General features: G+C 30.9%; 21 protein-coding genes. 7 read left to right on the top strand and 14 right to left on the bottom strand.

Annotated elements, in window-relative coordinates; genetic code table 11:
• From ACOSP6_RS11815 to ACOSP6_RS11780, 8 genes are all read right to left on the bottom strand, one after another.
• The coding region (locus ACOSP6_RS11815; RefSeq protein ID WP_422095724.1) for a hypothetical protein at window positions 1-350 on the bottom strand (350 nt) is incomplete at its 3' end.
• 125 nt (window positions 351-475) lie between these two features.
• Window positions 476-1,690: a peroxiredoxin family protein gene (locus ACOSP6_RS11810; protein WP_422092666.1), complete on the bottom strand. Its 1,215-nt coding sequence runs from the start codon at window positions 1,688-1,690 to the stop codon at window positions 476-478.
• A gap of 110 nt (window positions 1,691-1,800) precedes the next feature.
• Window positions 1,801-2,148, bottom strand: a complete 348-nt coding sequence (locus tag ACOSP6_RS11805) for a hypothetical protein (RefSeq protein WP_422092665.1) — start codon at window positions 2,146-2,148, stop codon at window positions 1,801-1,803.
• Between the two features lie 43 nt (window positions 2,149-2,191).
• A complete protein-coding gene (locus tag ACOSP6_RS11800) occupies window positions 2,192-3,526 on the bottom strand; it encodes a DUF58 domain-containing protein (protein WP_422092664.1) in 1,335 nt (444 codons plus the stop codon).
• Between the two features lie 18 nt (window positions 3,527-3,544).
• Window positions 3,545-4,543, bottom strand: a complete 999-nt coding sequence (locus tag ACOSP6_RS11795; protein ID WP_422092663.1) for an AAA family ATPase — start codon at window positions 4,541-4,543, stop codon at window positions 3,545-3,547.
• A gap of 1 nt (window position 4,544) precedes the next feature.
• Window positions 4,545-5,759: a hypothetical protein gene (locus ACOSP6_RS11790; protein WP_422092662.1), complete on the bottom strand. Its 1,215-nt coding sequence runs from the start codon at window positions 5,757-5,759 to the stop codon at window positions 4,545-4,547.
• Between the two features lie 3 nt (window positions 5,760-5,762).
• Complete coding sequence (locus tag ACOSP6_RS11785) at window positions 5,763-6,485, bottom strand: hypothetical protein (protein ID WP_422092661.1); 723 nt, start codon at window positions 6,483-6,485, stop codon at window positions 5,763-5,765.
• A complete protein-coding gene (locus ACOSP6_RS11780) occupies window positions 6,485-7,450 on the bottom strand; it encodes a stage II sporulation protein M (protein ID WP_422092660.1) in 966 nt (321 codons plus the stop codon). The genes ACOSP6_RS11785 and ACOSP6_RS11780 overlap by 1 nt, the downstream gene beginning before the upstream one ends.
• Before the next feature lie 21 nt (window positions 7,451-7,471).
• Here ACOSP6_RS11780 and ACOSP6_RS11775 point away from each other — a divergent pair, with 21 nt between their 5' ends.
• Window positions 7,472-8,287: an RDD family protein gene (locus tag ACOSP6_RS11775; protein ID WP_422092659.1), complete on the top strand. Its 816-nt coding sequence runs from the start codon at window positions 7,472-7,474 to the stop codon at window positions 8,285-8,287.
• On the opposite strand, the gene ACOSP6_RS11770 is transcribed toward ACOSP6_RS11775, so the two are convergent.
• Complete coding sequence (locus tag ACOSP6_RS11770) at window positions 8,284-8,784, bottom strand: SixA phosphatase family protein (RefSeq protein ID WP_422092658.1); 501 nt, start codon at window positions 8,782-8,784, stop codon at window positions 8,284-8,286. The two genes, ACOSP6_RS11775 and ACOSP6_RS11770, sit on opposite strands and share 4 nt — an antisense overlap.
• A 79-nt stretch (window positions 8,785-8,863) precedes the next feature.
• Window positions 8,864-11,470, bottom strand: a complete 2,607-nt coding sequence (gene clpB / locus ACOSP6_RS11765; protein WP_422092657.1) for an ATP-dependent chaperone ClpB — start codon at window positions 11,468-11,470, stop codon at window positions 8,864-8,866.
• 157 nt (window positions 11,471-11,627) lie between these two features.
• On the opposite strand from clpB, the gene ytxJ reads away from it, so the two are divergent.
• Together ytxJ and ACOSP6_RS11755 are read left to right on the top strand one after the other, a co-directional pair.
• A complete protein-coding gene (ytxJ, locus tag ACOSP6_RS11760) occupies window positions 11,628-12,035 on the top strand; it encodes a bacillithiol system redox-active protein YtxJ (RefSeq protein ID WP_422092656.1) in 408 nt (135 codons plus the stop codon).
• A gap of 53 nt (window positions 12,036-12,088) precedes the next feature.
• Window positions 12,089-13,642, top strand: a complete 1,554-nt coding sequence (locus ACOSP6_RS11755) for a DEAD/DEAH box helicase (RefSeq protein WP_422092655.1) — start codon at window positions 12,089-12,091, stop codon at window positions 13,640-13,642.
• A 65-nt stretch (window positions 13,643-13,707) separates the two neighbouring features.
• Here the strand turns inward: ACOSP6_RS11755 and fahA are convergent, their stop codons facing one another.
• Window positions 13,708-14,991 (bottom strand): fumarylacetoacetase, encoded by a 1,284-nt coding sequence (fahA, locus tag ACOSP6_RS11750; protein ID WP_422092654.1) that lies wholly within the window; start codon window positions 14,989-14,991, stop codon window positions 13,708-13,710.
• Window positions 14,992-15,166: 175 nt separating this feature from the next.
• Here fahA and typA point away from each other — a divergent pair, with 175 nt between their 5' ends.
• The 4 genes from typA (at window position 15,167) to ACOSP6_RS11730 (ending at window position 21,275) form a co-directional block, all read left to right on the top strand.
• Window positions 15,167-16,936, top strand: coding sequence for a translational GTPase TypA (gene typA / locus ACOSP6_RS11745; RefSeq protein ID WP_422092653.1), 1,770 nt, complete (start codon window positions 15,167-15,169; stop codon window positions 16,934-16,936).
• Window positions 16,937-17,157: 221 nt separating this feature from the next.
• The gene (locus ACOSP6_RS11740) at window positions 17,158-18,555 is read left to right on the top strand and encodes a fasciclin domain-containing protein (RefSeq protein ID WP_422092652.1); all 1,398 of its coding nucleotides are present in this window, start codon (window positions 17,158-17,160) and stop codon (window positions 18,553-18,555) included.
• Between the two features lie 121 nt (window positions 18,556-18,676).
• On the top strand, window positions 18,677-20,107 hold the full coding sequence (locus ACOSP6_RS11735; RefSeq protein WP_422092651.1) for an SLC13 family permease: 1,431 nt from the start codon (window positions 18,677-18,679) through the stop codon (window positions 20,105-20,107).
• A gap of 13 nt (window positions 20,108-20,120) precedes the next feature.
• Complete coding sequence (locus ACOSP6_RS11730) at window positions 20,121-21,275, top strand: class I SAM-dependent methyltransferase (RefSeq protein WP_422092650.1); 1,155 nt, start codon at window positions 20,121-20,123, stop codon at window positions 21,273-21,275.
• Here ACOSP6_RS11730 and ACOSP6_RS11725 read toward each other — a convergent pair.
• The 3 genes from ACOSP6_RS11725 to ACOSP6_RS11715 all read right to left on the bottom strand — a co-directional run bounded on the left by ACOSP6_RS11725 (window position 21,244) and on the right by ACOSP6_RS11715 (window position 26,669).
• The gene (locus ACOSP6_RS11725) at window positions 21,244-21,693 is read right to left on the bottom strand and encodes a hypothetical protein (protein WP_422092649.1); all 450 of its coding nucleotides are present in this window, start codon (window positions 21,691-21,693) and stop codon (window positions 21,244-21,246) included. The two genes, ACOSP6_RS11730 and ACOSP6_RS11725, sit on opposite strands and share 32 nt — an antisense overlap.
• Window positions 21,694-21,737: 44 nt before the next feature.
• Window positions 21,738-23,369: an ABC-F family ATP-binding cassette domain-containing protein gene (locus tag ACOSP6_RS11720; protein WP_422092648.1), complete on the bottom strand. Its 1,632-nt coding sequence runs from the start codon at window positions 23,367-23,369 to the stop codon at window positions 21,738-21,740.
• Window positions 23,370-23,894: 525 nt separating this feature from the next.
• The gene (locus ACOSP6_RS11715) at window positions 23,895-26,669 is read right to left on the bottom strand and encodes an alpha-amylase family glycosyl hydrolase (RefSeq protein WP_422092647.1); all 2,775 of its coding nucleotides are present in this window, start codon (window positions 26,667-26,669) and stop codon (window positions 23,895-23,897) included.
• Window positions 26,670-26,709: the final 40 nt, after the last annotated feature.

The following is a 26,709-nucleotide window of genomic DNA, read 5'->3' as shown; positions in this document are numbered from 1 at the left end:
GTTGGCTCAATTCTTTGACCTTTATCGTTCCAGAATTTCCATTCCTTAATATTCACTGTATTTTTTACGTAAGAGTAAGAACATCCGCCATAATTGTCAATCGTAACTATTTCTTTATTGTAACTTCCCTGAGCAATTCTTTTGTTATCTACCGTTTTGAATATCCAAGTTCCGTCACGATATGAATATTTCACTTCTTCTGGAACTACAGAGCAAAAAATATAAGATTTCTCTATTAAGATTCCCTCTTGAATTACTTTAAAAAAATCCTTCGGATATTTTTCCTTTTCAAATCTATTAGAACAGGAGGATAATAAGGAGATAATTAATATTAAAACTTTAACTTTCATTTTTCATAATTCGAAATTACATATTGCTGCCAACTAGTTATATCCGTACAAATATACCTGTTTAGAGGTTCATATTTCCGGATAACAGGAACTTTTATTCTAATTTATCTGTTTTCAATTAAGCTTTATTCTTGAAGTAATTTGTTTGCAAATTCATCAAATTCTTTTTTAAATTCTTCATATTTTTCACCAGTTGCTGGACCATTAAATCCTGTGTGTATTTTTCTAACCTTTCCTTTTTTGTCAATAAATATAGAAGTAGGATAGGAGAGAACATGGTTTAACATCGGTAATTTTTTTTGTGCATCTATTTTACTCGATGATCCATACTGAGCAAGCAAAACAGGATAATTAATTCCAGTTTGAGTTACCAAACGATTTATTAATTGAAAACCTTCTTCTTTAGTTTTAGCAACTTCAAAAGCTAATGCAACAAATTCTAAATCTTTTGATTTGTTTTTATCATAATAATTTGCATAAAACTTACTTTCATCTAAACAGTTAGGACACCAAGTTCCCATAATTTGAACAATGGTGACTTTGTTTTTAAATCGATCATCATTCAATGAAATTAAATTTCCAGTTTTATCTGGAAAAGAAAATTGAATTGTATTAAATCCTTCTTTTAAACTAGTTAAAGTTTCTGCCCTTGGAAGTTCGTAATTGTTGTTTAAAGTTGCAGTAAACGGTTCTTTCCAGTGATTTCCTGAATAGAAAATTCCGTTCATAGTAGTGTCGGTAACTTTGGCGTTGAACAAAAAAGCATGTGCGCCATCAAATGTAGATAGTTTCAATGAATCACCGTCCATAATTCCTTCTAAATACCGATAATCACCGGTAGTAGTTCTAAAAGTTCCAGTAACTTGATCGTTGGTTTGGGTAAACATTCCTTTAGCTATATAACGATCCTCTTCTGAATTTGGACTGAAAACAGTTTCCCAGTTACCACTTACGTTTTTAATAGGTGAAGTTGAATTTGTAAATCTTGGTAAATTTGGTTTCGCGACAAAAGGTACAACTCTATCTAAACTCGGTTTTACAAAGTATCCATTAATATTCTCTTCAGAAACTTTAGCAGTGATGTAACCTTCAAAAAACGGTAATTTAATTTTCACAGAATCATTTTCATAAGAAATTTCATGTACTTTAATAACTTCTTCTGCATTGTAAATGTTGATTTTTTGATCATTTAAAACATCAAAAACAAAAGGAATTTCTTTGTTGTCTTGAATAAGTAAAGAAGCTCTATAACTTCCAGTTGACAATTTTTTCGAACTTTTCTCTAAAGTACAGGAATATAGTAATGTTAAGAAAATGATAGGTATGAAAAAGGATTTCATAAATGTGATTTTTAGTTTTTTTGTTGGTCGACTTAACATTTGCAACTTACAAAAAAAATCACCTTACAAATAATGTAGGTGATTCGTAATATTTTGTATTTGTCAAGTTTTTAAACTCCTCTTCCAATCATTGTAATATCTTCAGACTCGCTTACTTTGTCAAAATCAACAATTAATCCATCTGTTTTAGCTAATATGAAATTCAATAAAAATGTTCCTAGAATTCCAATTATAAAACCAATAATGAAGTAAAAAATTGGTAAGAAAATTAACATTAAAATTCCACCTCCTGCGAACATTCCAAATGCTCCTAATTCTCCTGAAGCGGCCCCGAAAATACCACCGAAAATAAAGAAGAAAAAAGCAATAAATAATCCTCCTAAAGCTAAAAGAGCTCCATAAATAATTCCAGCTTTTACTGGGTCTATTTTTTTTAATTTAAGTTTTAAGTTAGTCATAGTTTGAACAATTTTAATAGTTAATAATAAGTTGAAAATTGAATTAAAATAAACCTCTTGATTTTAATTCTAAGTATTTGTTAATCGTATTACCTGTTAAATTTTTCGGCTTAGTTAATACTGATTGTATTCCGTATTTTTTTAGTTCGTTTGCGATTTGTTTTTTTTCATACATAAACTTTTCTGCAATGACTTTATCATATACATTTTCTACTGTAACGGCCTTTTTCTCAAATATCTTATCTAATTCAGTGTTTTGAAAGAAAACAACTAATAATAAGTGATTCTTCGCAATTGCTCTTAAATAAGGAAGTTGTCTTTTTAATGCATCTAGTGTTTCGAAGTTAGTGTAGAGAATGAGCAAACTTCTGCTTGGAATTTTCCTTTTAATGGCAGCGTACAGTAAACTGTAATCAGATTCTACAAAATCAGTTTTAATATTGTAAAGTGCATCTGATATTAAACTCATTTGAGAATTTCGTTGTTCAGCAACAATGATATTGTCAATTTTCTTTGAAAAGGAAAACATTCCGGCTTTGTCTTGTTTACGCAAAATAGTATTGCTCACGGCTAACGTTGCATTAATGGCATAATCAAGTAAAGTCAAATTATCAAAATGCATTTGCATCTGTCTTCCTTTGTCAATAATAGAATAAATCGGCTGCGACTTTTCTTCTATATATTGGTTCACCATTAACTGACTTCTTTTCGCAGTTGCTTTCCAGTTTAAGGTTCGTATATCATCACCAGTTACATACTCTTTAATTTGTTCAAACTCCATTGAATTTCCAATTCTCCTAATCTTCTTGCTTCCCTGTGTGTGTAAATTATTAGAAATTGCTTTGATGTTAAGTTCGTTTAATTTTAAAAAGGAAGGATAACATTTTACATTTTTTTGCTCACTTAGAACATATTTTTTTGTTGCAAGTTGAAGTGGAGTAGAAACATAAACATTTGTGTTTCCAAAGTCATAATCACCTCTTACAAAAGGAGTAACTTTGTAAGTAATATCTTTTGATTGGTTGGAAGTGAAATTATGGTGTAGTTTAAAATTTCTATTCTGAAGTTGATACGGAAGTTCTTCTAAAATAATAGTGTTGATGCGAATATTATAGTTGTTTTTAATGCTCAACTGAATTTTATTCTCATCTCCGTTTGATAAACGTTCGGGAACGATACGTTCTGCCGAAACTCCATTTTTCACAGAAAACAAAATGAAAATGTCTATTAGCGTTATTAAGACTAATCCAAATAAAAGAACTTTAGCCAGTCCGAAAAATAATGGTACAAAGAACCCAATAACAAATAACATTGCTATAATTGCAATCGCGAAGTAAAAACGATTGTTTAAAAAGAAAGATGTTATAAAGTTCTTCATTTTATAAATTCGATGGTTTTATCTAGGAATCTCAACAGACTCGATAATTTGCTCGATAATTTGTTTACTAGTTACACCTTCCATTTCTCTTTCTGGAGTAACAATTACACGATGTTCTAAAACAGGAATTGCAGCGTTTTTAATATCTTCAGGAGTTACAAAATCGCGTCCGTTTATGGCAGCAAATGCTTTCGATGCTTTTAAAATTGAAATGGAAGCTCTCGGTGAAGCACCTAAAAATAAAAAAGAATTAGAACGTGTGTTCACGACAATATTTGCAATGTATTCTAATAAGTTCTTTTCAACTTTTATTTGAGTGATTAAGTTTTTGAACTTAATAATCTCCTCACCAGTAATTACTTTTTCTACCTGATCTAACTTTGTATTTTTTTCTAAAGCTTGTTCTCTAGAGATAATCTCTAATTCTTCTTCTGCAGATGGATATGCTACATTGACCTTAAAAATAAAACGGTCTAATTGAGCCTCAGGTAAACGATAGGTTCCTTCTTGTTCTATAGGATTTTGAGTAGCTAACACGATAAACGGAGCTTCCATTTTATAACGAACACCATCCATTGTAATTTGTTTTTCTTCCATTACCTCGAATAAAGCAGCTTGAGTTTTTGCTGGTGCACGGTTAATTTCATCAATTAAAACCATGTTAGAGAAAATAGGCCCTTTTTTAAATTCAAATTCAGAGGTTTTTACATTGAATACAGAAGTTCCTAAAATGTCAGAAGGCATTAAATCTGGCGTAAATTGAATTCTACTGAAATCTATATCCATAGCTCTTGACAATAATTTTGTAGTCATCGTTTTGGCAACTCCAGGAACTCCTTCAACTAGTGCATGACCATCAGAGAAAACCGCAACAATTAACAAGTCAATCATCTCCTTTTGCCCAACAATTACTTTGTTTAACTGTGTTTTTATATTGTAAACACTTTCTTGTAATTCAGATAGGTCAATTCTATTCTCAAACTCTAAATTTTCGTTCTCTTGTCTTGTTTCTTCCATATTACTTATTTTCTAAAAAGTTTTCTATTAAAGTATTCAACCGAACTAACTCGTCTTGAGTACACATAGATTTATTATTCAACGTAATGATTGTATTAATTAAATAGTTGGTTGTATGAACCGTATTGCCAGATTTTGCAGCAAGCTTCTCAATAAAAGTACTATTTAAATTTTGTGTTTCTAAATGATATTTCGTTCGTATTCTTTCTAAGAAGTAGGTTATCTTCTTGGAAACAATATTCTTATGATTTTCTTCTTTTAGGTATAGATTTGCAATGGTATGTGTAAAATCTTGTGTGGAGTTTTTTAATTGCTTTACTTCAGGAATGGCTCTTTGTTTTCTTCTTGCGTTTAAAAACATAAATAATAACAATCCTGTAAAGGCAACATATAATGACCATTTTAAAGAAGGATGCTCCATGAAAAAGCTTAAAGCCGATGTATCGTCTTCCTGATTTCCTTGATACTTACTTGGCCTAATTTGTGGATCCCATAGCACAGTGCTATTTGGTAAATAACTAAATACATTTTCGACATATTCGTGATTTCCATTCAATAAGAAATAATTAGTAAACACAATGGGTTGTGTATGTAAAAAGACATTTCCTTTTTCATATTTAATCTTTATGAAATTTGGTCGAATGGTATCATTCACATTTTGTGTTCCCAGAATCGTTGTAGTTTCTTTATTATATTCAGAAAAAAAGTTTTTTCGAAGGTTTCTATCATAAGTAAAATTCCTCTTTTTGAAGGAGTTATTTTCTAAAGATATAGTTCCCTTTAATGTTTTTAATTCTTTTATAGAATAAGCATCATCATCTATATTTGTTGTTTTAAATCCTAAGGTTTCTTCTAAGGTATCATTAAAATAATACAAGGAAAGAAACACATCATTACCTACAGAAACAAAATCTAACAATTTCTTTATAGAATTTTTTCCTAATCTATAAGAGGCTTGTTTTACACAAACATAATTTGCAAATTCGGCTTCATAATCATAGTATATATCAATGAAATAATCATCAATATGTTTATTCAATATTTCAACTTCTTGATCTTTAAAAAGTGTTTTTATTTCATTTTGAATAATATAAGTTCCAAAAGGTTCTTTTGATCGTTCTCTAAAATTTTCTCTCCAATTTGTCTCTTTACAACCAGATAAAAGAAATCCGATTAATGAATAGAGTAGTAGTGATATGAATTTTATCTTTCTCATAGTTTAAATTTTTTTTAAGAAAGATTCATATTCCTTTTCTATGGTAGAAAAGTTAGTTTCATTTACAACAAATTCACCATACCACACGTAGTCATAGATATACAGCAAGTAAGAAAAATGTTTTCTTAACTCTATTTTTTTCAAATCAAAAACGTACTCCGAATTTGTTTTGTCTTTATCATAGTTAATCAATTCTTTTTCATGCATTCTTTTTAATAGTAACAGATAATAATATCGGGTCGCTTTTCTAAAATCATTATTTGTAATCGCTAATTTAAGAAGGCTTTCATAATCAGTTTCTGCAATATTTTCTTCGGATTCTTCCTTTACAATTGCCGATTTTTTAATCTTTTGCTTTTTAAATCTCCAAAAATCTGTATTGCCAGCAAGAACACTTTTTACAATAATTAGCACTACAATTAGAGCTAATAAATAAGGGAAAACTGTAGATAAAAAAGTGGTTAGACCTTTAAAAAAATTAAGACTTCTTTGCTCTGTTTCTTTATTGATTGGTTTAACATCTTTCTTTTTAGCTTTCTTCTCTTTGTACTTAAATTCAGCTCCGTTGTATTTTGACTTCAGTTCTTTATCAAAGCTGCGGTCTTCAACAGTATTAGTTCCGTGTTCAACATACTCATATGACGAATCATTTTCCTCAATGTAGTCGTCCTGAGAAAAGGAGCTATAAGCTATAAAAGTCATAAGTATTAAAAGAAATCGCTTCATTATTTAATCTGATTTTTAGCCGCCACCTTAAATGGATAAATTAAATAATAATAACTAATACTTGCTAAACTTAGCGTTATAATAAGAATGCAAACAATTGTAGGAACCTGATTATAATATCTTGTGACGTATCCCTCTAAAAACGCTGCAACAAACGTAAATGGAATTGTGCTTAGAAAGATAAAAAAAGCTTCACGTAACCCTTTTTTAAAGGATTCAAATCGTTTTAATGCACCAGGAAAAAGTATACTAGCACCAATAATATAACCACATGCCGCCTCAATTACCATGGCAAATATCTCGTACGTTCCGTGAATCCAAATTCCTTTTAAACTATCAAAGAAGCTGTTGTTTTGATAAAAGAAAGCTTGGAAAACAGCCACCATAATTCCGTTATATACGATGTAATATCCAGAACCAATTCCTAAAAATAAGCCTGATAAAAACATATTTAATCCAACCCGTAAATTATTGTTGAAGATACCAATGAAGCTTCCCCAAGTACTCCCACTTTTATAAATGGCTAAAGCATCACCACTTTCAATATTTTCCAAAGTTTGGTCGATATAACTGTTCCCTAATATTTGTCTTGCAAAGTTTTCATCATTGAAAGTTGATAATAGTCCAATAAAAAAACAAATGAAAAAGAAAATAAAAGACACATAAAAGTACTTTCTGTATTTATAAGAGAGCAGGGGTACAGTTTCTAGAAAGAAAGTAACTAATGTGTTTTTTTCTTGCTTTTTTGTATGATATATTTTTCCGTAACTTTTTTTTGCTAATTTGTTTAAATAAGGAACTACATTACTCTTGGGGTAAAAGGTTTGTGCATACGATAAATCATTCATGATTTTAATATGCAAATCAGCAATTTCATCTGGAGTTTTTTCAATATTATTTGAAATTACTTCATCTAATTCAAGCCATTTTTCTTTATTTTGCTTTATAAAAGCTATCTCTCTCATAAAGACAAATGTAAAAATTGTATGAAAACGCTACAAATAAATACAACACAAAATGTTAAGATTAATTTTGAAATGGCTAACGTTGGTCAAAGATTACTTGCTTTTGTACTTGATAATATTATCAAATTAGCGTACATATATTTTATAATAGAGTTTTTTGATTTTTCATTAATAGAGGATGCAACAGGTGGTGATCGTTGGTCAATTAAGGCAATTGATGTCTTAATGTTTTTACCAATTACATTCTATTCTTTGTACTCTGAAATCCTAATGAATGGACAAACATTAGGTAAAAAAGTTTTAAAGCTTAGGGCAATCAATATTGAAGGTTTTAAACCATCTTCTGGCGATTATGTTATACGATGGTTTCTTCGTATGGTTGATTTTAATCTTTTTATGTTGTTGTTTGTTTATTTCTATTCAATGGGATATGCCAACCGTTATTTCTTTCTCATTTACATAATATTCTTAGTGGGAAAAACAATTGGTTTCTTTATGATTGTTTTTACCAATAAAAACCAAAGAGTAGGAGATATGGCAGCAAATACTGTTGTAGTTGCCTTAAAAGATGATGCAAGTTTTTCAAAAACTATTTTAGAAAACATTAAAGAAGATTACAAGCCCATTTATCCTAATGTAATTAAGCTTTCAGATAATGATGTCCGAATTATAAAAGATACTTACGTTCGAGCTAAGAAAAAGAAAGATTATAATACGCTGATTAAATTAAGATCAAAAATTGAAGAAGTAACGGATATTAAAAAACCGAAAAATACTACTGACTTAGATTTTATTGCTACACTTTTAAAAGACTTTAATTTTTACACGAAAGATTAAAAATCAACATGTAAAAGGACGCCCGTTTTTGCTTCGTTAGTAACGGTTACTATGTATAGGTTGGTGTAATTAGTTTCGTCTATTTCCAAATACTTCTCTTTCCCAAGTATTTTATTAGCAAAGAACGGAGTTGTGTTACTATGTCCAACAACTAGCACTGTTTTACCTTTAGTTTTTTTCTGAAATTCTTCATCAAACATTTTTCTAGGATCATAAAATTTGATTTTTAAATTATTAGCTTTTGCAGTTGGTCTGGCAGTTTCAACTGTTCTTTTGTAATTCGTGCTATAAACTAAATCGAATTTTATATTAGAAAGTACTTTAGCCCAATATTCAGCTCTTGCATATCCTTTTTTTGTTAAGTCAGGATCTCTATCTTTTTTGTTTGTTAATACTTTGTCGGTATGTCTTAATAGATAATAAGTAGTGGTTTCAGTTTGACTCGAAATTGATTGAATTCCTAAAAAAAATAGAAGTATTAAAATTACTTTTTGCATTGTTATTGATTTATGACTAAAGTACTAAAAAGAAAACGATGTCTAAATGAGACATCGTTTTTTTCTAAAGTTTATCGTTTTATGCTTGTCCTACTAAATCAGATTGATTTCTAAAGACTAATTCCTCATCAAAAGCGTCTAATAGAATTATACTATCTGTGGTTACTTTACCAGATAATATTTCTTTAGATAATTTATTCAGAACTTCTTTCTGAATAACTCTTTTAACTGGGCGAGCACCAAATTCAGGTTGGAATCCTTTTTTCGCTAAGTAAATTACTGCTTCCTCCGTAGCATCTAGTACAATATTCTGTTGAGCAACCATTTTCTTAACACTGTTTAGTTGTATTTCTACAATATCTTTAATGTTTTCATTGGTTAATGGTGTAAACATGATTATATCGTCAATTCTATTCAAAAATTCGGGACGCACACTTTGCTTTAGTAATGTTAAAACTTCTCCTTTAGCTAAGTCCATTGCTGATTCAATATCAGTTTTAAGGTTTTCAAACTTCTCTTGAATTATATGACTTCCCATATTCGAGGTCATAATAACAATAGTATTTTTAAAATCAGCAACTCTACCTTTATTATCAGTTAACCTTCCTTCATCTAAAACTTGTAATAAAATATTAAAAGTATCAGGATGAGCTTTTTCGATTTCATCTAATAAAACAACAGAATAAGGTTTTCTTCTAACAGCCTCAGTTAATTGTCCACCTTCATCATAACCAACATATCCCGGAGGTGCACCAACTAATCTACTAACAGAATGACGCTCTTGATATTCACTCATATCAATTCGAGTCATGGCATTTTCATCATCAAATAAATATGCCGCTAAAGCTTTTGCTAATTCTGTTTTACCTACACCTGTAGTTCCCAAAAACAGGAAAGAACCAATTGGTTTGCTTGGATTTTGTAATCCTGCTCTAGATCTTCTAACAGCATCAGAAACGGCCTCAATTGCTTCTTCTTGACCTACAACCCGTTTGTGTAATTCATCTTCTAATCGTAATAATTTTTCACGCTCAGATTGTAACATTTTAGTTACAGGAATCCCTGTCCACTTAGCAACAACTTCAGCAATATTATCATAAGTTACTTCCTCTTTTATGAGAGCTGTATCTTGTTGTTCTGCTAATAACTTTTGTTGTTTTTCAAGTTCTTCTTGAAGTTCTTTAATTTTACCATAACGTAACTCTGCAACTCGTCCATAATCACCATTCCTCTCTGCTTTTTCAGCCTCAATCTTGAAGCTCTCTATTTCAGTTTTTAATGTCTGAATTGAATCAACAACGGTTTTTTCCGATTGCCATTTAGCATTTATCTCATTTCTCTCTTCCTTTAAATTCGCTAAATCAGCATTTAAAGATTTTAGCTTTGTATCATCATTTTCACGTTTAATTGCTTCAATTTCAATTTCAAGCTGCATAATCTTTCTATCAAGAATATCTAATTCCTCCGGTTTAGAATTGATTTCCATTCTTAATTTAGCAGCAGCTTCATCCATTAAATCGATAGCTTTATCTGGTAAAAATCTACTCGTAATATAACGTTGCGATAGTTCAACAGCACCAATAATTGCCTCATCTTTGATACGAACTTTATGATGTGTTTCATACTTCTCTTTAATTCCACGTAATATTGAGATTGCACTTTCGGTATCTGGCTCATCAACAGTTACTTTCTGGAAACGACGTTCTAAAGCTTTGTCTTGCTCGAAATATTTTTGATATTCGTCTAGAGTTGTTGCTCCAATTGCTCTTAATTCACCTCGAGCTAAAGCTGGTTTTAAAATATTTGCTGCATCCATTGCTCCTTGTCCGCCACCAGCTCCGACCAGTGTGTGTATTTCATCAATGAATAAAACTATATCTCCTTCTGCTGATGTCACCTCTTTTACAACGGCTTTTAATCGTTCCTCAAACTCTCCTTTAAATTTCGCCCCTGCAATAAGAGCTCCCATATCTAAAGAGAAAATTAGTTTATCCTTAAGGTTTTCAGGAACATCACCACGAATTATTCTATGAGCCAAACCTTCAGCAATCGCGGTTTTACCAGTGCCAGGTTCACCTACAAGAATTGGATTGTTTTTTGTTCTGCGTGATAGAATTTGAAGTAATCTTCTAATTTCTTCATCTCTACCAATTACAGGATCCAGCTTACCATCTTGTGCTAATTGATTTAAGTTTTTGGCATATTTATTTAAAGAATTATAAGATTCTTCAGCACTTTGTGAAGTTACTCTATTTCCTTTTCTTAATTCTTCAATTGCTGCTTTTAAATTCTTTTCAGTTATTCCTTGGTCTTTTAAAAATTGAGCAATTTGACTTTTCGATTTAAAAATTGCTAATATTAGATGCTCTATAGAAACGTATTCATCATTCATTTTTTTTGCAATGATTGATGCTTCATTTAAAGTTTTTCCTGCTTCATGCGATAATAAGATGTTCGCTCCCGTTACTTTTGAAAAACTATTTAATTGTTGATCCAGTACATTTTGTACTAAATCTACATTAATGTTCAATTTCTTTAATATAAAAGGAAGCACATTTTCGTCGGCTTGAAACATAGCTTTTAAAATGTGTTCATTTTCTATTTGATTATGACTAAACTCTTGAGCAAGCTGTTGGGCTAGCTGAATAGTTTCTTGTGATTTTATTGTATAATTATTGAAATTCATTTTTATTTTTTTATTATACTTTTGAACAAAATCAGTACCAATTGAAATTTATAAATATTATACGTCATTTTGTCTTGATATTATTGGTTTCAAGTGACTTTTTGTCTTTTCCGAAAGGAATTGGTGCAGTACTCGACAACAAGTTAAAAGTAGAATAATGGGAATTTTTGGAAATATTTTTGGTAAATCAGAAGATAAAAACGATAAAGAAGAATTTAAACAACAAATAAATTGGATTCCGTTAACAAGTTTAGCTCAACTTGAGGAAATTAAGGAAAAATCTAGTCAAAAGTTTATTGGTGTCTTTAAGCATTCAACGAGATGTGTAATTAGTAGGACTGTTTTGAAGAATTTTGAACAAAACTTTCCTGATAACGTTTCAGAGAAAATAGACATGTATTATTTAGATCTTTTAAATTATAGAGATATTTCTAATGAAATTGGATATGAATTTCAAGTGATGCATCAATCTCCTCAATTTTTATTGATTCATAATAAAATAGCTGTTTTACACGCTTCACATTATGATATTACGCAAATAAATCTGGAAAAAAATCTTAAATAAGCCTTTGGTTTATACAAATAGGTTGTATTTTTGAACTTTAAAAAAATCACCTTTTGAGTACTACAGAAACTAAAAATAAAGTTGGTAAGAGTTTATACGATTACCAAAAAGAAGCATTATATAAAATTTTTAAAAGTTTCGAAAACGCCCCTGAGAACTATCATCTATTATATCAGTTACCTACAGGTGGGGGAAAAACTGTTATTTTCTCTGAGATTACACGTCAATACTTAAAGCACTATCAAAAAAAGGTACTTATTATGACTCATAGAATTGAGTTATGTAAACAAACTGCTCGTATGTTGGGTGAGTTTGGAGTTGTTAATAAAATTATTGATAGTAAAGCGAGCTTAGATGATCAAGATGATTATGATTGTTTTGTGGCAATGGTTGAAACTTTAAACAATCGATTGAATGATGATATACTGGATATATCGGATGTAGGTTTAGTTATTATTGATGAGGCCCACTATAATTCGTTCACTAAATTATTTAAATTTTTTGATAAATCTTTCATATTAGGAGTAACAGCTACACCGTTAAGTTCTAACATTAAAATGCCAATGAAAGATAACTACGATCAATTAATCGTTGGAGAAAGTATCGCGGCATTAATTAATAATGAATATTTAGCTAAAGCCAATGTATATTCTTATAACGTCGGTTTAACATCTTTAGAAGTTGGTGCAAATGGTGATTATACAGTAAAATCTTCTGAAGATTTATACACCAATACTAACATGCTATCTAAGTTGTTGCAGGCTTATGAGGAAAGGGCAAAAGGTACTAAAACTTTAATTTTTAATAATGGTATCAATACATCTTTATATGTATATGATACGTTCAAAAGAGCTGGATATCCAATTGCTCACTTAGATAATACGAATACGAAGAAAGAGCGTGATGCGATTCTAAAATGGTTTAATAAAACACCAAATGCAATAATTACATCAGTAAGTATATTAACGACAGGATTTGATGAACCATCAGTTCAGTCAATTATTCTGAATAGAGCAACTAAATCGTTGACATTGTATTATCAGATGATTGGTCGTGGTTCGCGTATTATCCCTGGTAAATCAGAATTTAACGTTATTGATTTAGGAAATAATTTCCATAGATTTGGACCATGGGGAGCTGATTTAGATTGGCAAAAAATGTTCCGAGCACCCAATTTTTATTTAGATAACCTTCTTACAGATGAGGATATCGAAAGTAATTTCAGGTATGAATTACCAGAAGCGGTAAGAGAGGAGTTTGCTAACACAAAGGACGAAGACTTATATTTTGATGTGAAAAGAGTTTATGTAGATACAATCCAGTCAGGTCAAAGTTCAAAGAAAGTTTTAGAAAAATCCATTGAGCACCATGCAAAGATGTGTGTCGAAAATAGTGAAGACGTTTTTGATGCTTTATTGCTAGCAAAACAATTGGGAGGAGATATTGATGATAGAATTCACAGATATTCAAAATGTATTTGTAAGTCTACACATAATTTCATTGATTGGTTACAAGATGATTACAGAAAGAAGCTTAATTCATATTTAAGAAGTAATTTTGATGAAGTATATGAAGATATTCATGGTCATCCACCACCAGAAGAATAGAAAATATTTTAATAAAAAAATCCATTTCAAACTTGAAATGGATTTTTTATTTCTTACAATTAAAATTACATTGGTTTTGCAGGTAATACTTTACCAGAACATTCACCAAATCCGATTCTAATTTTATCATTTTGACAGTAACCTCTCATGATAACAGTATCATTATCATTAATGAATTTGCGTAAAGTTCCATCATTCATTTTAATAGGGTTCTGACCGCGCCATGTTAATTCTAACATTGAACCAAAACTATCTTCAGTAGGACCAGAAATAGTACCACTTCCCATCATGTCTCCTGCATCAACAGGACAACCGTTAACAGTATGATGAGCTAATTGTTGCGCCATTGTCCAGTACATATATTTAAAGTTTGAATTACAAACAACTGTTTCAGATTCATTCTCTGGTTGAATGGCCATCTGTAAGTTAATGTCAAAACTATGTTTTCCTTTCTGTTGTAAATAAGGCAATGGTTTAGGTTCTTGCTTAGGGTTATCCACTCTAAATGGCTCTAGAGCATCTAATGTTACAATCCATGGAGATATCGTCGAAGCAAAGTTTTTTCCTAAAAACGGACCTAAAGGTTGGTATTCCCATGCTTGAATATCTCTTGCAGACCAATCATTAAATAACACAAGTCCAAAAATATAATCTTCGGCTTCATCAACAGATATTCTATCACCTAAATCATTAGAATCGGTAGTTATAAACGCCATTTCTAATTCGAAATCTAGTAGTTTTGATGGTCCAAAATTTGGAGAACCACCTTCTTCTGTAGGTCTTGATTGACCGATTGGCCTATGAATTGGAGTGCCAGAAGGAATTATTGATGAACTTCTTCCGTGGTAACCAATTGGAATATGAAGCCAGTTTGGTAATAAAGCATTTTTAGGATCTCTGAAAAGACTTCCAACATTTGTTGCGTGCTCTTTACTTGCATAAAAATCGGTATAGTCACCAACATGAACTGGTAACAACATTTCTACTTCATCCATTCTAAAGATAACCTTATCTTTATGCTCAGCATGATCTCTTAGTGAACCGTTTTTAACGTCAAAAATATCAGCAATTCTATTTCTAACTAATCGCCATGTTTTTCGACCATCGGCGATGAAGTCGTTTAATGTGTCTTGAAGAAAAATATCATCAGTTAGAGGTATTCCATTAAAATAACCTAATTGATGTAAAGCACCTAAATCTATGGCGTAATCACCAATACGAGTACCTATAGTTATAATATCATCACGAGTTAAAAAAACTCCAAAAGGTATATTTTGAATTGGGAAATCTGAATTCTCTTCAACTTTCAACCACGATTTTCTATTCGGATTATTAGCTGTAATTTCCATTTGTATTTTTAGTTAATTGTTTCATCAAACCTACATATTTTTTCACTTCACAACAAACTTTAATCATTAAAAAAAGAAGATATTTTAAACTCTATAGCATTGAAATAAATATATCCTTCATTATTAGCGCAATTCAAAGTGAAATACTACTTTTGCCGCAAATTAATGTAGCATTATGCAACCGATTAGAAATATAGCAATTATTGCGCACGTAGACCATGGTAAAACTACTTTGGTAGATAAAATTATCGATCAGGCTAAAATATTAGATGAACGTAAAGAGCGTACAGATTTATTATTAGATAATAATGACTTAGAAAGAGAGAGAGGAATTACAATCTTGTCTAAAAATGTATCTGTTAATTATAAAGGTGTAAAAATTAATGTAATTGATACTCCTGGTCACGCCGATTTTGGTGGAGAAGTAGAGCGTGTTTTAAAAATGGCCGATGGTGTATTATTATTGGTTGATGCTTTTGAAGGACCTATGCCGCAAACTCGTTTTGTTTTAGGTAAGGCATTAGAATTAGGATTAACACCTATTGTTGTTGTTAATAAAGTGGATAAAGAAAACTGTACTCCTGATTTAGTTCATGAAAAAGTATTTGATTTAATGTTTGCTTTAGATGCTACGGAAGAACAATTAGAGTATAGAACAATTTATGGTTCTGCTAAGAATGGATGGATGAGTGAAGATTGGCAAGAACCAACAGATAGTATTGTTCCATTATTGGATGCTGTTATCGAAACAATTCCTGAAGCTCCTTATAGAGAAGGATCTCCTCAAATGCAAATTACATCTTTAGATTATTCTTCTTTTAAAGGAAGAATTGCTATTGGTAGAGTTTATCGTGGAGATTTAGAAAAGAATAAAGATTACATGCTATGTAAAGCTGATGGAACTACTAAGAAAGTTAGAGTTAAAGAATTACACGTTTTTGAAGGAATGGGTAAAGCTGAGACTGATAAAGTGAGAAGTGGTGATATTTGCGCGGTTACTGGTATCGATGATTTTGAAATTGGAGATACAATTGCAGATTTAGAAAATCCAGAAGCTTTAGATAGAATTGAAGTAGATAAGCCTACTATGAGTATGCTATTTACTATTAACAATTCTCCGTTCTATGGTAAAGAAGGAAAATATGTAACTTCTCGTCATTTACGTGATCGTTTATACAAGGAAACTGAAAAGAATTTAGCTTTAAGAATTGAGGATACGGATACTGAGGATAAATTCAATGTTTTTGGTCGTGGAATTCTTCACTTATCGGTTTTAATTGAAACGATGAGAAGAGAAGGATATGAATTACAAGTTGGTCGTCCGCAAGTAATATTAAAAGATGTTGATGGTGTAAAATGTGAACCTTATGAAACTTTAGTTATTGATGTTCCTGAAGAATTAGCTTCGAAAGCGATTAATTTAGTTACAATGCGTAAAGGAGATTTATTAGTTATGGAACCTAAAGGAGATTTACAGCATTTAGAATTTGATATTCCATCTAGAGGTTTAATTGGTTTACGTAATAAATTACTTACGGCAACTCAAGGTGAGGCTATTATTAACCATAGATTACGTGGTTATGATGCATACAAAGGAGAGTTTTCTGATTTAGTAAACGGAGCTATAGTGTCTTCTGAAACAGGAAAAGCAACAGCTTATGCAATTGATCGTTTACAGGATCGTGGTAAATTCTTTATTGATCCAAACCAAGAAATATATAAAGGACAGGTTGTTGGTGAAAACTCTAAACAAGATGATTTAGGTGTAAATCTTATTAAAGGTAAAAAATTGACAAACGTTCGTGCATCTGGTTCAGATGATGGAGTAAAAATTGCACCAAAGATTGATATGTCATTAGAGGAATGTATGGAATACATTAAAGATGATGAATATTTAGAGGTAACTCCTGAAAGTTTAAGAATAAGAAAAATTAACTTTAGATAAACTTTAATTCTTAACAGAATGTTAAAAAGCACCCTTTTTGGGTGTTTTTTTATACAAAAACAATAAACGTTTAAATATTCAGTTTAATTGTTAAACAAAATTCATATCTTTGAATAGTCACTTATTAAACTAGTGACAATTTTTTGGCCAAATAACATTTTGTTTATATTAATTATAAAAAGTTTAAACATTTTATTAATCAACCCTAAAGCAATCAAGTAATGACATTAAAATCAATTAAAAAAGTATTCATTCTAAGTTTAGTCTTAGGATTCGGGCTCTTAACTTCATGTGATGATGATAATGACACAAAAATTATAGAAGAAAACCTTGTCGATATAGCTTCTTCTGATAGTAATTTTTCAATATTAGTTCAGGCTTTAGTTAAAGCAGATTTAGTTTCAGCTTTAGAAGCAGACGGAGCATTAACTGTTTTTGCTCCTACTAACGATGCCTTTCAAGCATTATTAGATAAAAAACCAGCCTGGAATTCATTAGATGATATTCCTGTGGATGTATTAAAAGAAGTACTTTTATATCACGTGCTTCCAATTTATGCACCATCACAAAACTTAAGTGATAATCAAGGTGTGGTAACATTAAATGGTGAAGCTTTAACTGTAGACTTATCGAGTGGTGTAAAAATAGAAAGTGCAACTGGACAGTCTGTTTCAGTAACACAAGCTGATATCTTAGCCAAAAATGGAGTTATCCATGCTATAAATGAAGTTTTACTTCCAGGTGAATTACCAAAAGATATTACTGACTTAGCTATTGCTACTCCAGATTTAAGTATTTTGGTGCAAGCATTACAAAAAGCGAATTTAGTTGCTGCGCTACAAGCTGACGGTCCTTTTACGGTTTTTGCTCCTACAAACGCAGCATTCCAAGCATTATTAGATTCAAACGCATCATGGAATTCGCTAGACGATATCCCTGTGGATGTTTTAACTAATGTTTTATTATTCCACGTTGTAAGCGGTAATATCAAATCTACCGATTTATCTGACACTTATGTAAATACTTTAGCAACAGGTCCTAATAGCGAAGCACTATCTTTGCAAGTTGAAGTTACTGGAGGAATTGAGTTTAATGGTGACTCTAAACCTGTTTCAGGATTAATAGATATAGAAGCTTCAAATGGAGTAGTGCATGTAATTGATAAAGTTATGATGCCTGCTAACGTCGTTACCTTAGCATTAAACAATGCTGGTTTCACTTCTTTAGTGGCTGCTTTAACAGATTCAAGGCATACTACTGACTTCGTATCAATTTTAAGCGGAGATGGACCATTTACAATTTTTGCTCCAACAAACGCAGCATTCCAAGCTTTATTAGATTCTAACGCTTCTTGGAATAGTTTAGCTGATATTCCAATTGCTACATTAGATGCAGTTTTAAAGTATCATGTAATTAATGGAGCAAACGTTCAAGCTGATCAATTAACAAACGGAGACGTAACAACTTTAGGAGGTACAATCACTATAGATTTAACTTCTGGAGCACAAATACAAACATCAAGCATGCAAACAGTCAATATTTTAGTTGGTGCAGCTACAAATGATGTTCAAGGTACTAATGGTGTAATCCATGCGGTTGACACGGTGTTATTACCATAGTTATTTAAACATTTGTTATTAGTAAGAACCACTCGAAAGAGTGGTTTTTTTATACTTTAAATTAAAGAATTGTATAAGGTATTTTTAATAGATTTGGATTCTGTTATAATAAAAATATCGCATGTCTTTTTCTAGAAGAATTGGTTTATTATTAGCTCCTTTAGTTTTTATAGTATTCCAAATATTACCATTTTCATTAATTTCAAGTTCCGCAGATGCTGTAATTGCTGTTGCTCTATGGATGATTATTTGGTGGATAACTGAAGCTGTTCATATTGCTGTTACATCTTTATTACCATTAATTTTATTTCCTCTCTTAAAGGTTATGTCAATCAGCGAAGTAGGAGCAAATTATGGGAGTCCCATTATATTTTTATTCTTCGGAGGTTTTATTTTGGCCTTAGCATTGGAGAAAGTTAATTTACACAAACGCATTGCTTTGAGCATCGTAAAATTAACTGGAACAACTCCGAATAAAGTTATTTTAGGTTTTATGATTGCCACAGCTTTTATGAGCATGTGGATTAGCAATACAGCGAGTACTGTAGTGATGTTACCAATTGCATTATCTGTGATTAAATTACTAATTACAGATGAGGACGGATTTACAAAACAAGATCGAAACTTTGCATTAAATATCATGTTAGGTATTGCGTTTTCTGCAAACGCAGGAGGAATTGCTACAGTTATAGGAACTCCACCGAATTCAGTATTAATCGGATTATTAGAAAATCAATATAATATTCAGATTTCATTTGTGAAATGGATGTTAATGGGTTTACCGTTTTCCATGTTAATGATTTGGTTTTCTTATATCGTACTAACAAAATTGATGTTTCCTTGTAATGCAATAAATTTTTCTCAAACTGAAAATGTTATTAATGATGAATTAAAAAAACTAGGAAAAATATCCAAAGAAGAAAAACGAGTTTTATTGGTATTCGGAATTACGGTTTTTTTATGGATTTCAAGAACTATAATTAATGAAATATTTCCAAGATTAAAGTTATCGGATACCATTATTAGTTTGATAGGTGCCGTATCGTTATTTGTAATTCCTATGAATTTTAAAAAAGGAACTTTTGTGCTGGATTGGAAGTATACCGAGAAATTAGCTTGGGGAATATTAATTTTATTTGGAGGTGGATTATCTCTGGCCAAAGGAATGGCTTCAAGTGGAGTAGTAGATGTTATTACTGATTCTATTCAACATAGTGGATTTAATCCATTTATAGTAATTAGTTTACTAATAGTGCTAATGTTATTTATGACAGAATTAATGAGTAATGTTGCATTAGTTGCAGTTTTAGCACCAGTAATTGCAGGAATAGCAATTGGTTTTGGTGTGCCGCTATTGTATGTTTTAATTCCGGTAACAATGGCATCTAGTTGTGCATTTATGTTACCTATGGCAACACCACCAAATGCTATTGTATTTGCAAGTGGATATATTAAAGTAAAACAAATGGTAAGAGCTGGAGTTTTACTGAACTTTATTGCTGTAATACTATTAATTTTATACTACAAATTTATCATTCCATTAATATTCTAAATATCTTTGGGCCATGGTAAATTTGGAACAGTTTTTTAAAGAGTTAAATAGTAGTATAACAGATGATAATTTTGTCAAAATTACGTTGAGTAAACCCATTAGTAAGAGTTTTGGATTGCCTAATGTGTACGTACGTTTAGTTCTTATTAAAAATGAACAACAGCTCCAATTTACATATAGATATAATACCAATGACCAAACAAAGAACTTTAGTTTAGAAGATGGAATTGAAGAGATTTCTATGTTACTAGATGAAAAGTTTCGAGCAGCTACATTATTTACTCTAGAAAATGATGTAATGGTTATGATCTCTAAGAAGAAGAAAGTATCTATTAGAAAAACAGCTCCAAGTTTTAAAAACAAATTACCAGAAGTTCACGACAAGCCAAAAACGAAAAGAATATTGCTTGAAAGCAAGTATTTACAGTATTTAGGTATTACCGATAAAAACCATAAAGTAATTCCGAAAATGGCGGATAAGTACCGTCAAATCAATAAATATCTTGAAATTATAGAGAATTTATTAGTTTCAGTAAATACAGGAAAACAATTACATATTGTGGATATGGGTTCGGGTAAAGGTTATTTAACTTTTGCTTTATACGATTACTTGATTAATATCCGAAATTATAACGTATCCATTACTGGAATTGAACTACGTGAAAATCTAGTGGATTTTTGTAATGATATTGCACAAAAATGTGATTTTAATCATTTGAATTTTGTTGCGCAACGTATTGAAGAATATGACAATAGTAAAATTGATATCCTAATAGCTTTACATGCTTGTGATACTGCAACAGATGATGCTATTTATAAAGGATTAGTAGCAAATGCTGAGTTGATAGTTTGTGCTCCATGTTGTCATAAACAAGTTCGTCAACAGGTAAAAGGAATAGAGCAGGAGAGTCCGTTATTAAAATATGGTATTTTTAAGGAGAGACAGTTCGAAATGGTTACGGATACTATTAGAGCGTTACTTTTAGAAAAACATCAATACAATACCAAAGTCTTTGAGTTCATAAGTAGTGAACATACGCATAAAAATGTGATGTTAGTTGGAAGTAAATCCAGCAAGAAAAAAGATACGGAAACAATCGATAAAAAGATTGAAGATTTAAAGGAGTTATATCATATTAAGAGTCATTATCTGGAGACTCTTCTGTAGTTGCATCCGAGTCTAACATTTTTTCGAATCTCCATATGGAAACTTTTTGTATTCTTAACATTCTTTTTGATAATTCTGGATTGTAAGAATTGCGTGAAGATTGAAAACCAATCCAATTTGGGAAGTATCTTTTAGCTAATTTGTAGATACTCCTATCAAATTTTTCTGATCTCAAATAACCGTGTTCATTATTGTTTAGTCCAATTACGAGGCTTGTTCGATAAGAAATAACAAATTGAAATCCTTGGATAAGGGGAAATTTTGTGTCTAGTAAACCTTCATCATCCCAGTAAAAACTTAATGACCATCCATCAATTTCCATTTTTGGATTTTCAATATCAGAAGTAGTTGGTAAACTATTTTTATAACGGAAAAAAATAAACCAAATCTTTATATATACAAGTAAACTTATTAGCATATTTTCCTTTTCAGAGAATTACATCAAAGATAAAGGTAAACACTTTACAAATCAATCTCTTTCAAAGCATTGATATTGTTTCTTTCCAAAAAGGCGTCAATAGTTTCAAAGTGTTCAATTACTCGTTTATCTTTAAACTCAAAAACTTTTTCAGATAAACCTTGTAAAAAGTCACGATCGTGCGATACTAAAATCAAAGTTCCGTCAAAATTCAAAAGTGCTTCTTTTATAACATCTTTTGATTTTAAATCTAAGTGATTTGTTGGCTCATCTAATATTAAAAGATTCACAGGTTCTAGCAGTAGTTTAACCATCGCTAAACGAGTTTTCTCACCTCCAGAAAGAACTTTTACTTTTTTCTCAAGATCATCTCCACTAAACATAAAACGACCTAAAATATTCTTTATTTGAGTACGAATATCGCCTTCTGCAACCTCATCAACAGTTTGGAAAATAGTTAATTCCGGATCTAATAAAGAAGCTTGATTTTGAGCAAAATATCCAACTTTTGCATTGTGACCTAAACCGCATTCTCCTTCAAAATCAATTTCACCCATAATAGCTTTTATCATGGTAGATTTTCCTTCGCCATTTCGACCTACAAAAGAAACTTTTTCTCCACGAGCAATAGAGAAACTAGCATCTTTAAATACAGTAAGATCTCCATATGTTTTAGTCAGCTCATTCACTTTTACAGGATAATCTCCGGATCTTGGAGAAGGAGGAAAACGAAGTTTTAAAGCAGAAGTATCTACTTCATCAATTTCAACTGGAACTAATTTTTCTAGCATACGTTCTCTCGAAGCGACTTGATTTGTTTTAGAATAGGTTCCTTTAAATCGTTCAATAAATGCTTTGGTATCTGCAATAAATTTTTGCTGTTCCTGATATGCTTTTAATTGATGAGCTCTTCTTTCCTTACGTAACTCTAAATAATGAGAATAATTTGCTTTATAATCATGAATTGTTCCCATAGTAACTTCAATAGTTCTATTGGTGATATTATCAATAAATGCTTTATCATGGGAAATTACAATAACAGCTTTAGCTTTGTTTAATAGGAAGTTTTCTAACCAAATTACAGATTCAATATCTACGTGGTTAGTAGGCTCATCTAATAAAATTAAATCAGGTTTTTGAAGTAAAATTTTAGCCAATTCAATTCTCATACGCCAACCTCCACTAAATTCAGAAGTAGCTCTTTCAAAATCTTCTTGTTTAAAACCTAAACCTTTTAATGCTTTTTCAACTTCAGCTTCATAATTAACTTCCTCTAAAGCATAATATTTCTCTCCTAAATCAGAAACACGTTCAATAATTTTCATGTACGCGTCAGATTCATAATCTGTTCTTGTTTCTAATTGTTTATTTAAATCATCCATTTCAGCTTTCATATCAAAAATAGCTTGAAAAGCTTTGGAAGCTTCTTCTTTAACTGTACAATTATCTTCAATCAATAAATGTTGAGGAAGGTAGGCAATAACTGTATCTTTTGGACAGCGAACACCACCTTTAGTAGGAGAGTTTAATCCAGCAATAATCTTCATCATTGTTGATTTTCCTGCTCCATTTTTTCCCATTAATGCAATTTTATCGTTTTCATTAATTACAAATGAAACATCGCTAAATAAGGCTTTACCATTAAATTCAACGGTTAATTGATCTACAGATATCATATTTTATGATTTAAAGCTGCGAAAATAATGATTTATGTATTCATCTTAATGTTTTAAGCTTATTGTTTATCTTGATAAAGATTAGTTTACAAAAATAGATTTACTTTATTGTCTATAGTTTTTTTACAAATGTTTTACTTGTAGATTTTCGCTAATCATTTAGTCTATTTTTTAATAAAAAATCAATAAAAAAAATTTTAGGTAATAAAGTTTGAAAAATGCTTATTTCGAATAGATAAATACTACACTTAGAAATATTAAAACTATATAACGAAGTGTTTATATTTTATAAAAAACCAATACTAGAAAACTAAAAGTATATATGATTCTTTGGGGAATTATTTTGTAATTAAGTGTAAATTAGAATATGAATATTAATAAATTTGACCTGAAAATTTATATGTCGACTAGCTAAGTTTATAAAGGTTTTAATTATTAGATAATAGGCTCTCACGTTTCGAAGTGTTTTTTAAACAAAAAAAAGACCCTTTCAATAAAAAGAGTCTTTCCAAAGTTTAATAAAATTTATCTTACTAGCAATTTAAAAGAAAACAAATTATTTTCTGTCTTACCTCTTATAAGGTATAAACCTTGTGTAAGAGATTGTATTTTAAAAGTATGGTTTTGGTTATATTCTCCCTTAAAATCCATTACTTTTTTACCAGTGATGTCAAATACTTTTACATTTTCAACGGCTTTATTAATTGTTATAGAACCATTACTAGGGTTAGGGTAGAAGCTTACATCAGAACTATTTAAAATAATATCTTCATTTGAAAGCGTTACGGCCGAACTTCCATATATTTTAAACTCACCTGGCTGTAATAAAACACTTTGATTTACATTCGTCACGTTTATGGTATTTGCTTCGTCTAGCAGGTCGTACCAAGTTCCGGTTTGTTGAAATCCTGGAATAGCAGCTTGTTCGGTTATACCGAAATTACCAATTATAGTAATATATTGTAAATCATCAGATGCATTATCATTTGTTAAATGAATTCTTTTAATACCTGTTGAGGCAGCTACATCAAGCGTAAAATCAGAAGTTCTGAAAATATCCTCCTGCTTTTTTAAAGCGATAAGCTTTGCCCAGGTATCGTATAAAGATTTTCTGTTCGCGTCGTTTACATATTCCCAACGAATTGGCTTATTTCCTGTTCTTCCATTGAAATCGATGCTGACCTCATAGCCTAATTCACCAAACTGCCAAATCATTTTTGGACCTGGGATTGTAAAATAAAATGCTCCTGAACCTTTTTGTCGCTCTAATGCAGTTGCTAAATCTTGTGTGTTATAAGAAGCATTTGAGTTACCAAAATTTAAATTTCTGTACATGGTTCTCTCTTCATCATGACTTTCCATGTAAGCAATGTTCGCAGGAGTTGTCCAACCTCTATTTTTATAAGAAATCCAAGAAAAATTAGATTTGTTACTATCATGATAACCCATTGAAGTTTCACTATAATTTGGATTTAAATTACTCCACATCATAATTCCTTTACCTTCACCTAATCTGTAGTTTACCCATTCTGTTTCCTCTTGATTAGTTCCTAAATGCTCAAAAATTACATAGAAATCCGGATCAACTTCCCATTGATAATCAGCATATTCTTTTAAAACGGCAACTCTATCTGCTTGCATTGCACTTGTGCAACTTTCATCTGAAGCAGTACAATTTTGTGTAAATCCTTTAGTTAAATCCCAACGGAATCCATCAATTTTATACTCTTCAATCCAATATTGAGTAGTTCTTTTTACATAATCTTTAGTGGCTTGTTGGCTGTGATTAAAGTCATTAAATACATTGAAAGAGTGTCTTGCTGTTTCATTGAAAAATGGACTATCGACAGATGCTTGTCCACCGTAATTTCCGTTGTCTGTATTCCACATTCTGTAATATGGATTTTGACCAGTAGCATGATTATAAACAACATCAAGAATTACGGCTATTCCTCTTTTATGACATTCATCAACAAGTTGTTTAAATGCAGTTTTCGTTCCGTAATACTTATCTAAAGCCATATGAAATGAAGGGTTATAACCCCAAGATTCATTACCATCAAACTCACTAACAGGCATAAACTCGATTGCATTTACTCCTAACTCCTGTAAATAATCTAATCTGTCTTTTACAGCATCAAAACTGTGTAAAGCATCAAAGTCTCTAATTAATAATTCATAAATAACTAAATCAGTCTTTGCTGGTCTATTAAAATTTGTTACTTCCCAAACAAATGGAGCATCACCAGTTCTCAATAAAGTAACTGCATGATTCGTTTTTCCTGTTGGATATGCGGGTAAATTAGGGTAAGTCACCGCATCAATAAATTGGTCATTACTCTCTGTAAGAACAACAGTTGAATATGGATCTGCAACTCTCAAATCAGCTTCAATGAAGTATTGATACATATGATCTGTTTGAGCAGTTAAACCCGTTAATTCTATCCAAAAGCGATCTTTTGAACTATCCTTTTTCATTAAGTAATTATTGTCCAGTTTCCAATCGTTAAAATCTCCAATAACATGAACAAACTCCTTTCCTGGGGCATAAAAAACTAAAGTAGCTTTTGTAGGATCAGTATCATTTAAATTTAGTCCGTCTAACATTCCATTAGGTAACGTCTCTTCAACAACTGTAGGTCTAACTACAATTTCAAAAGTTTCTGTTTGTGTTTCAGAACCATCTGTAGCTTCTAACTCGAAGATGGTATTTTCTGTTACATTAGTGTTAAAGGAATAACTTGTAATTCCGTTTTGAGTATCAATTGAAGTATCATTCGCTTTTAAGTTAAAATCGGCAGCTAAAGTAGCAGTTGCAGCAATTGAAACATTATCTCCAGAATTTATGATGGTAACATCTGATGATGGAGAAGTAAGGTTTAACTGAAATCTACCAACCTCAAATAATTGATCTTGAGATTTTTTATCTCCTGTTCCATCTTTAGCTTTTACTAACATTCCAATTCTACCAATTCCTGTTCTATTATAAAAAGTGGTAGGAGTGAAGGTGAAAGAATAGGTTCCATCCCCATTATTAGTTAATTTTTGAGCTTCATTTGAATTTGTCCAGCTTCCATTTGTTGGAGAATCCATAATATTGGCATCGTTGGAGTCAAAAGACCATGCCCAAAGATATATATCTGTAACACCCCAAGCAGTTGGATTAACATTTGATACTGTAACAGTTATTTCTTCATCTTCATTAAACGTACTAGGGTTGACTGAAAACGTAACATTTTGTTGCTGAGCGAAGAACGTCAGGTTCATTAAAAATGTTAAAAGTAGAAAGAATTTTTTCATTTTCGATTTTAATTAAAAAGCAAAAACTACCCATCACTAG

It is taken from the genome of Tenacibaculum sp. MEBiC06402 (genome assembly GCF_049239625.1).
Lineage (GTDB): Bacteria > Bacteroidota > Bacteroidia > Flavobacteriales > Flavobacteriaceae > Polaribacter.
Note: the sequence above shows the minus strand (reverse complement) of the source record. Positions and strands in the feature narration are given on the sequence as shown.

Bases quoted from the DNA above. Each gene is read 5' to 3' on its own strand.
- ACOSP6_RS11810 (WP_422092666.1), bottom strand. From the start codon at position 1,690: ATGAAATCCTTTTTCATACCTATCATTTTCTTAACATTACTATATTCC.
- ACOSP6_RS11805 (WP_422092665.1), bottom strand. From the start codon at position 2,148: ATGACTAACTTAAAACTTAAATTAAAAAAAATAGACCCAGTAAAAGCT.
- ACOSP6_RS11800 (WP_422092664.1), bottom strand. From the start codon at position 3,526: ATGAAGAACTTTATAACATCTTTCTTTTTAAACAATCGTTTTTACTTC.
- ACOSP6_RS11795 (WP_422092663.1), bottom strand. From the start codon at position 4,543: ATGGAAGAAACAAGACAAGAGAACGAAAATTTAGAGTTTGAGAATAGA.
- ACOSP6_RS11790 (WP_422092662.1), bottom strand. From the start codon at position 5,759: ATGAGAAAGATAAAATTCATATCACTACTACTCTATTCATTAATCGGA.
- ACOSP6_RS11785 (WP_422092661.1), bottom strand. From the start codon at position 6,485: ATGAAGCGATTTCTTTTAATACTTATGACTTTTATAGCTTATAGCTCC.
- ACOSP6_RS11780 (WP_422092660.1), bottom strand. From the start codon at position 7,450: ATGAGAGAGATAGCTTTTATAAAGCAAAATAAAGAAAAATGGCTTGAA.
- ACOSP6_RS11775 (WP_422092659.1), top strand. From the start codon at position 7,472: ATGAAAACGCTACAAATAAATACAACACAAAATGTTAAGATTAATTTT.
- ACOSP6_RS11770 (WP_422092658.1), bottom strand. From the start codon at position 8,784: ATGCAAAAAGTAATTTTAATACTTCTATTTTTTTTAGGAATTCAATCA.
- clpB (WP_422092657.1), bottom strand. From the start codon at position 11,470: ATGAATTTCAATAATTATACAATAAAATCACAAGAAACTATTCAGCTA.
- ytxJ (WP_422092656.1), top strand. From the start codon at position 11,628: ATGGGAATTTTTGGAAATATTTTTGGTAAATCAGAAGATAAAAACGAT.
- fahA (WP_422092654.1), bottom strand. From the start codon at position 14,991: ATGGAAATTACAGCTAATAATCCGAATAGAAAATCGTGGTTGAAAGTT.
- typA (WP_422092653.1), top strand. From the start codon at position 15,167: ATGCAACCGATTAGAAATATAGCAATTATTGCGCACGTAGACCATGGT.
- ACOSP6_RS11740 (WP_422092652.1), top strand. From the start codon at position 17,158: ATGACATTAAAATCAATTAAAAAAGTATTCATTCTAAGTTTAGTCTTA.
- ACOSP6_RS11735 (WP_422092651.1), top strand. From the start codon at position 18,677: ATGTCTTTTTCTAGAAGAATTGGTTTATTATTAGCTCCTTTAGTTTTT.
- ACOSP6_RS11730 (WP_422092650.1), top strand. From the start codon at position 20,121: ATGGTAAATTTGGAACAGTTTTTTAAAGAGTTAAATAGTAGTATAACA.
- ACOSP6_RS11725 (WP_422092649.1), bottom strand. From the start codon at position 21,693: ATGCTAATAAGTTTACTTGTATATATAAAGATTTGGTTTATTTTTTTC.
- ACOSP6_RS11720 (WP_422092648.1), bottom strand. From the start codon at position 23,369: ATGATATCTGTAGATCAATTAACCGTTGAATTTAATGGTAAAGCCTTA.
- ACOSP6_RS11715 (WP_422092647.1), bottom strand. From the start codon at position 26,669: ATGAAAAAATTCTTTCTACTTTTAACATTTTTAATGAACCTGACGTTC.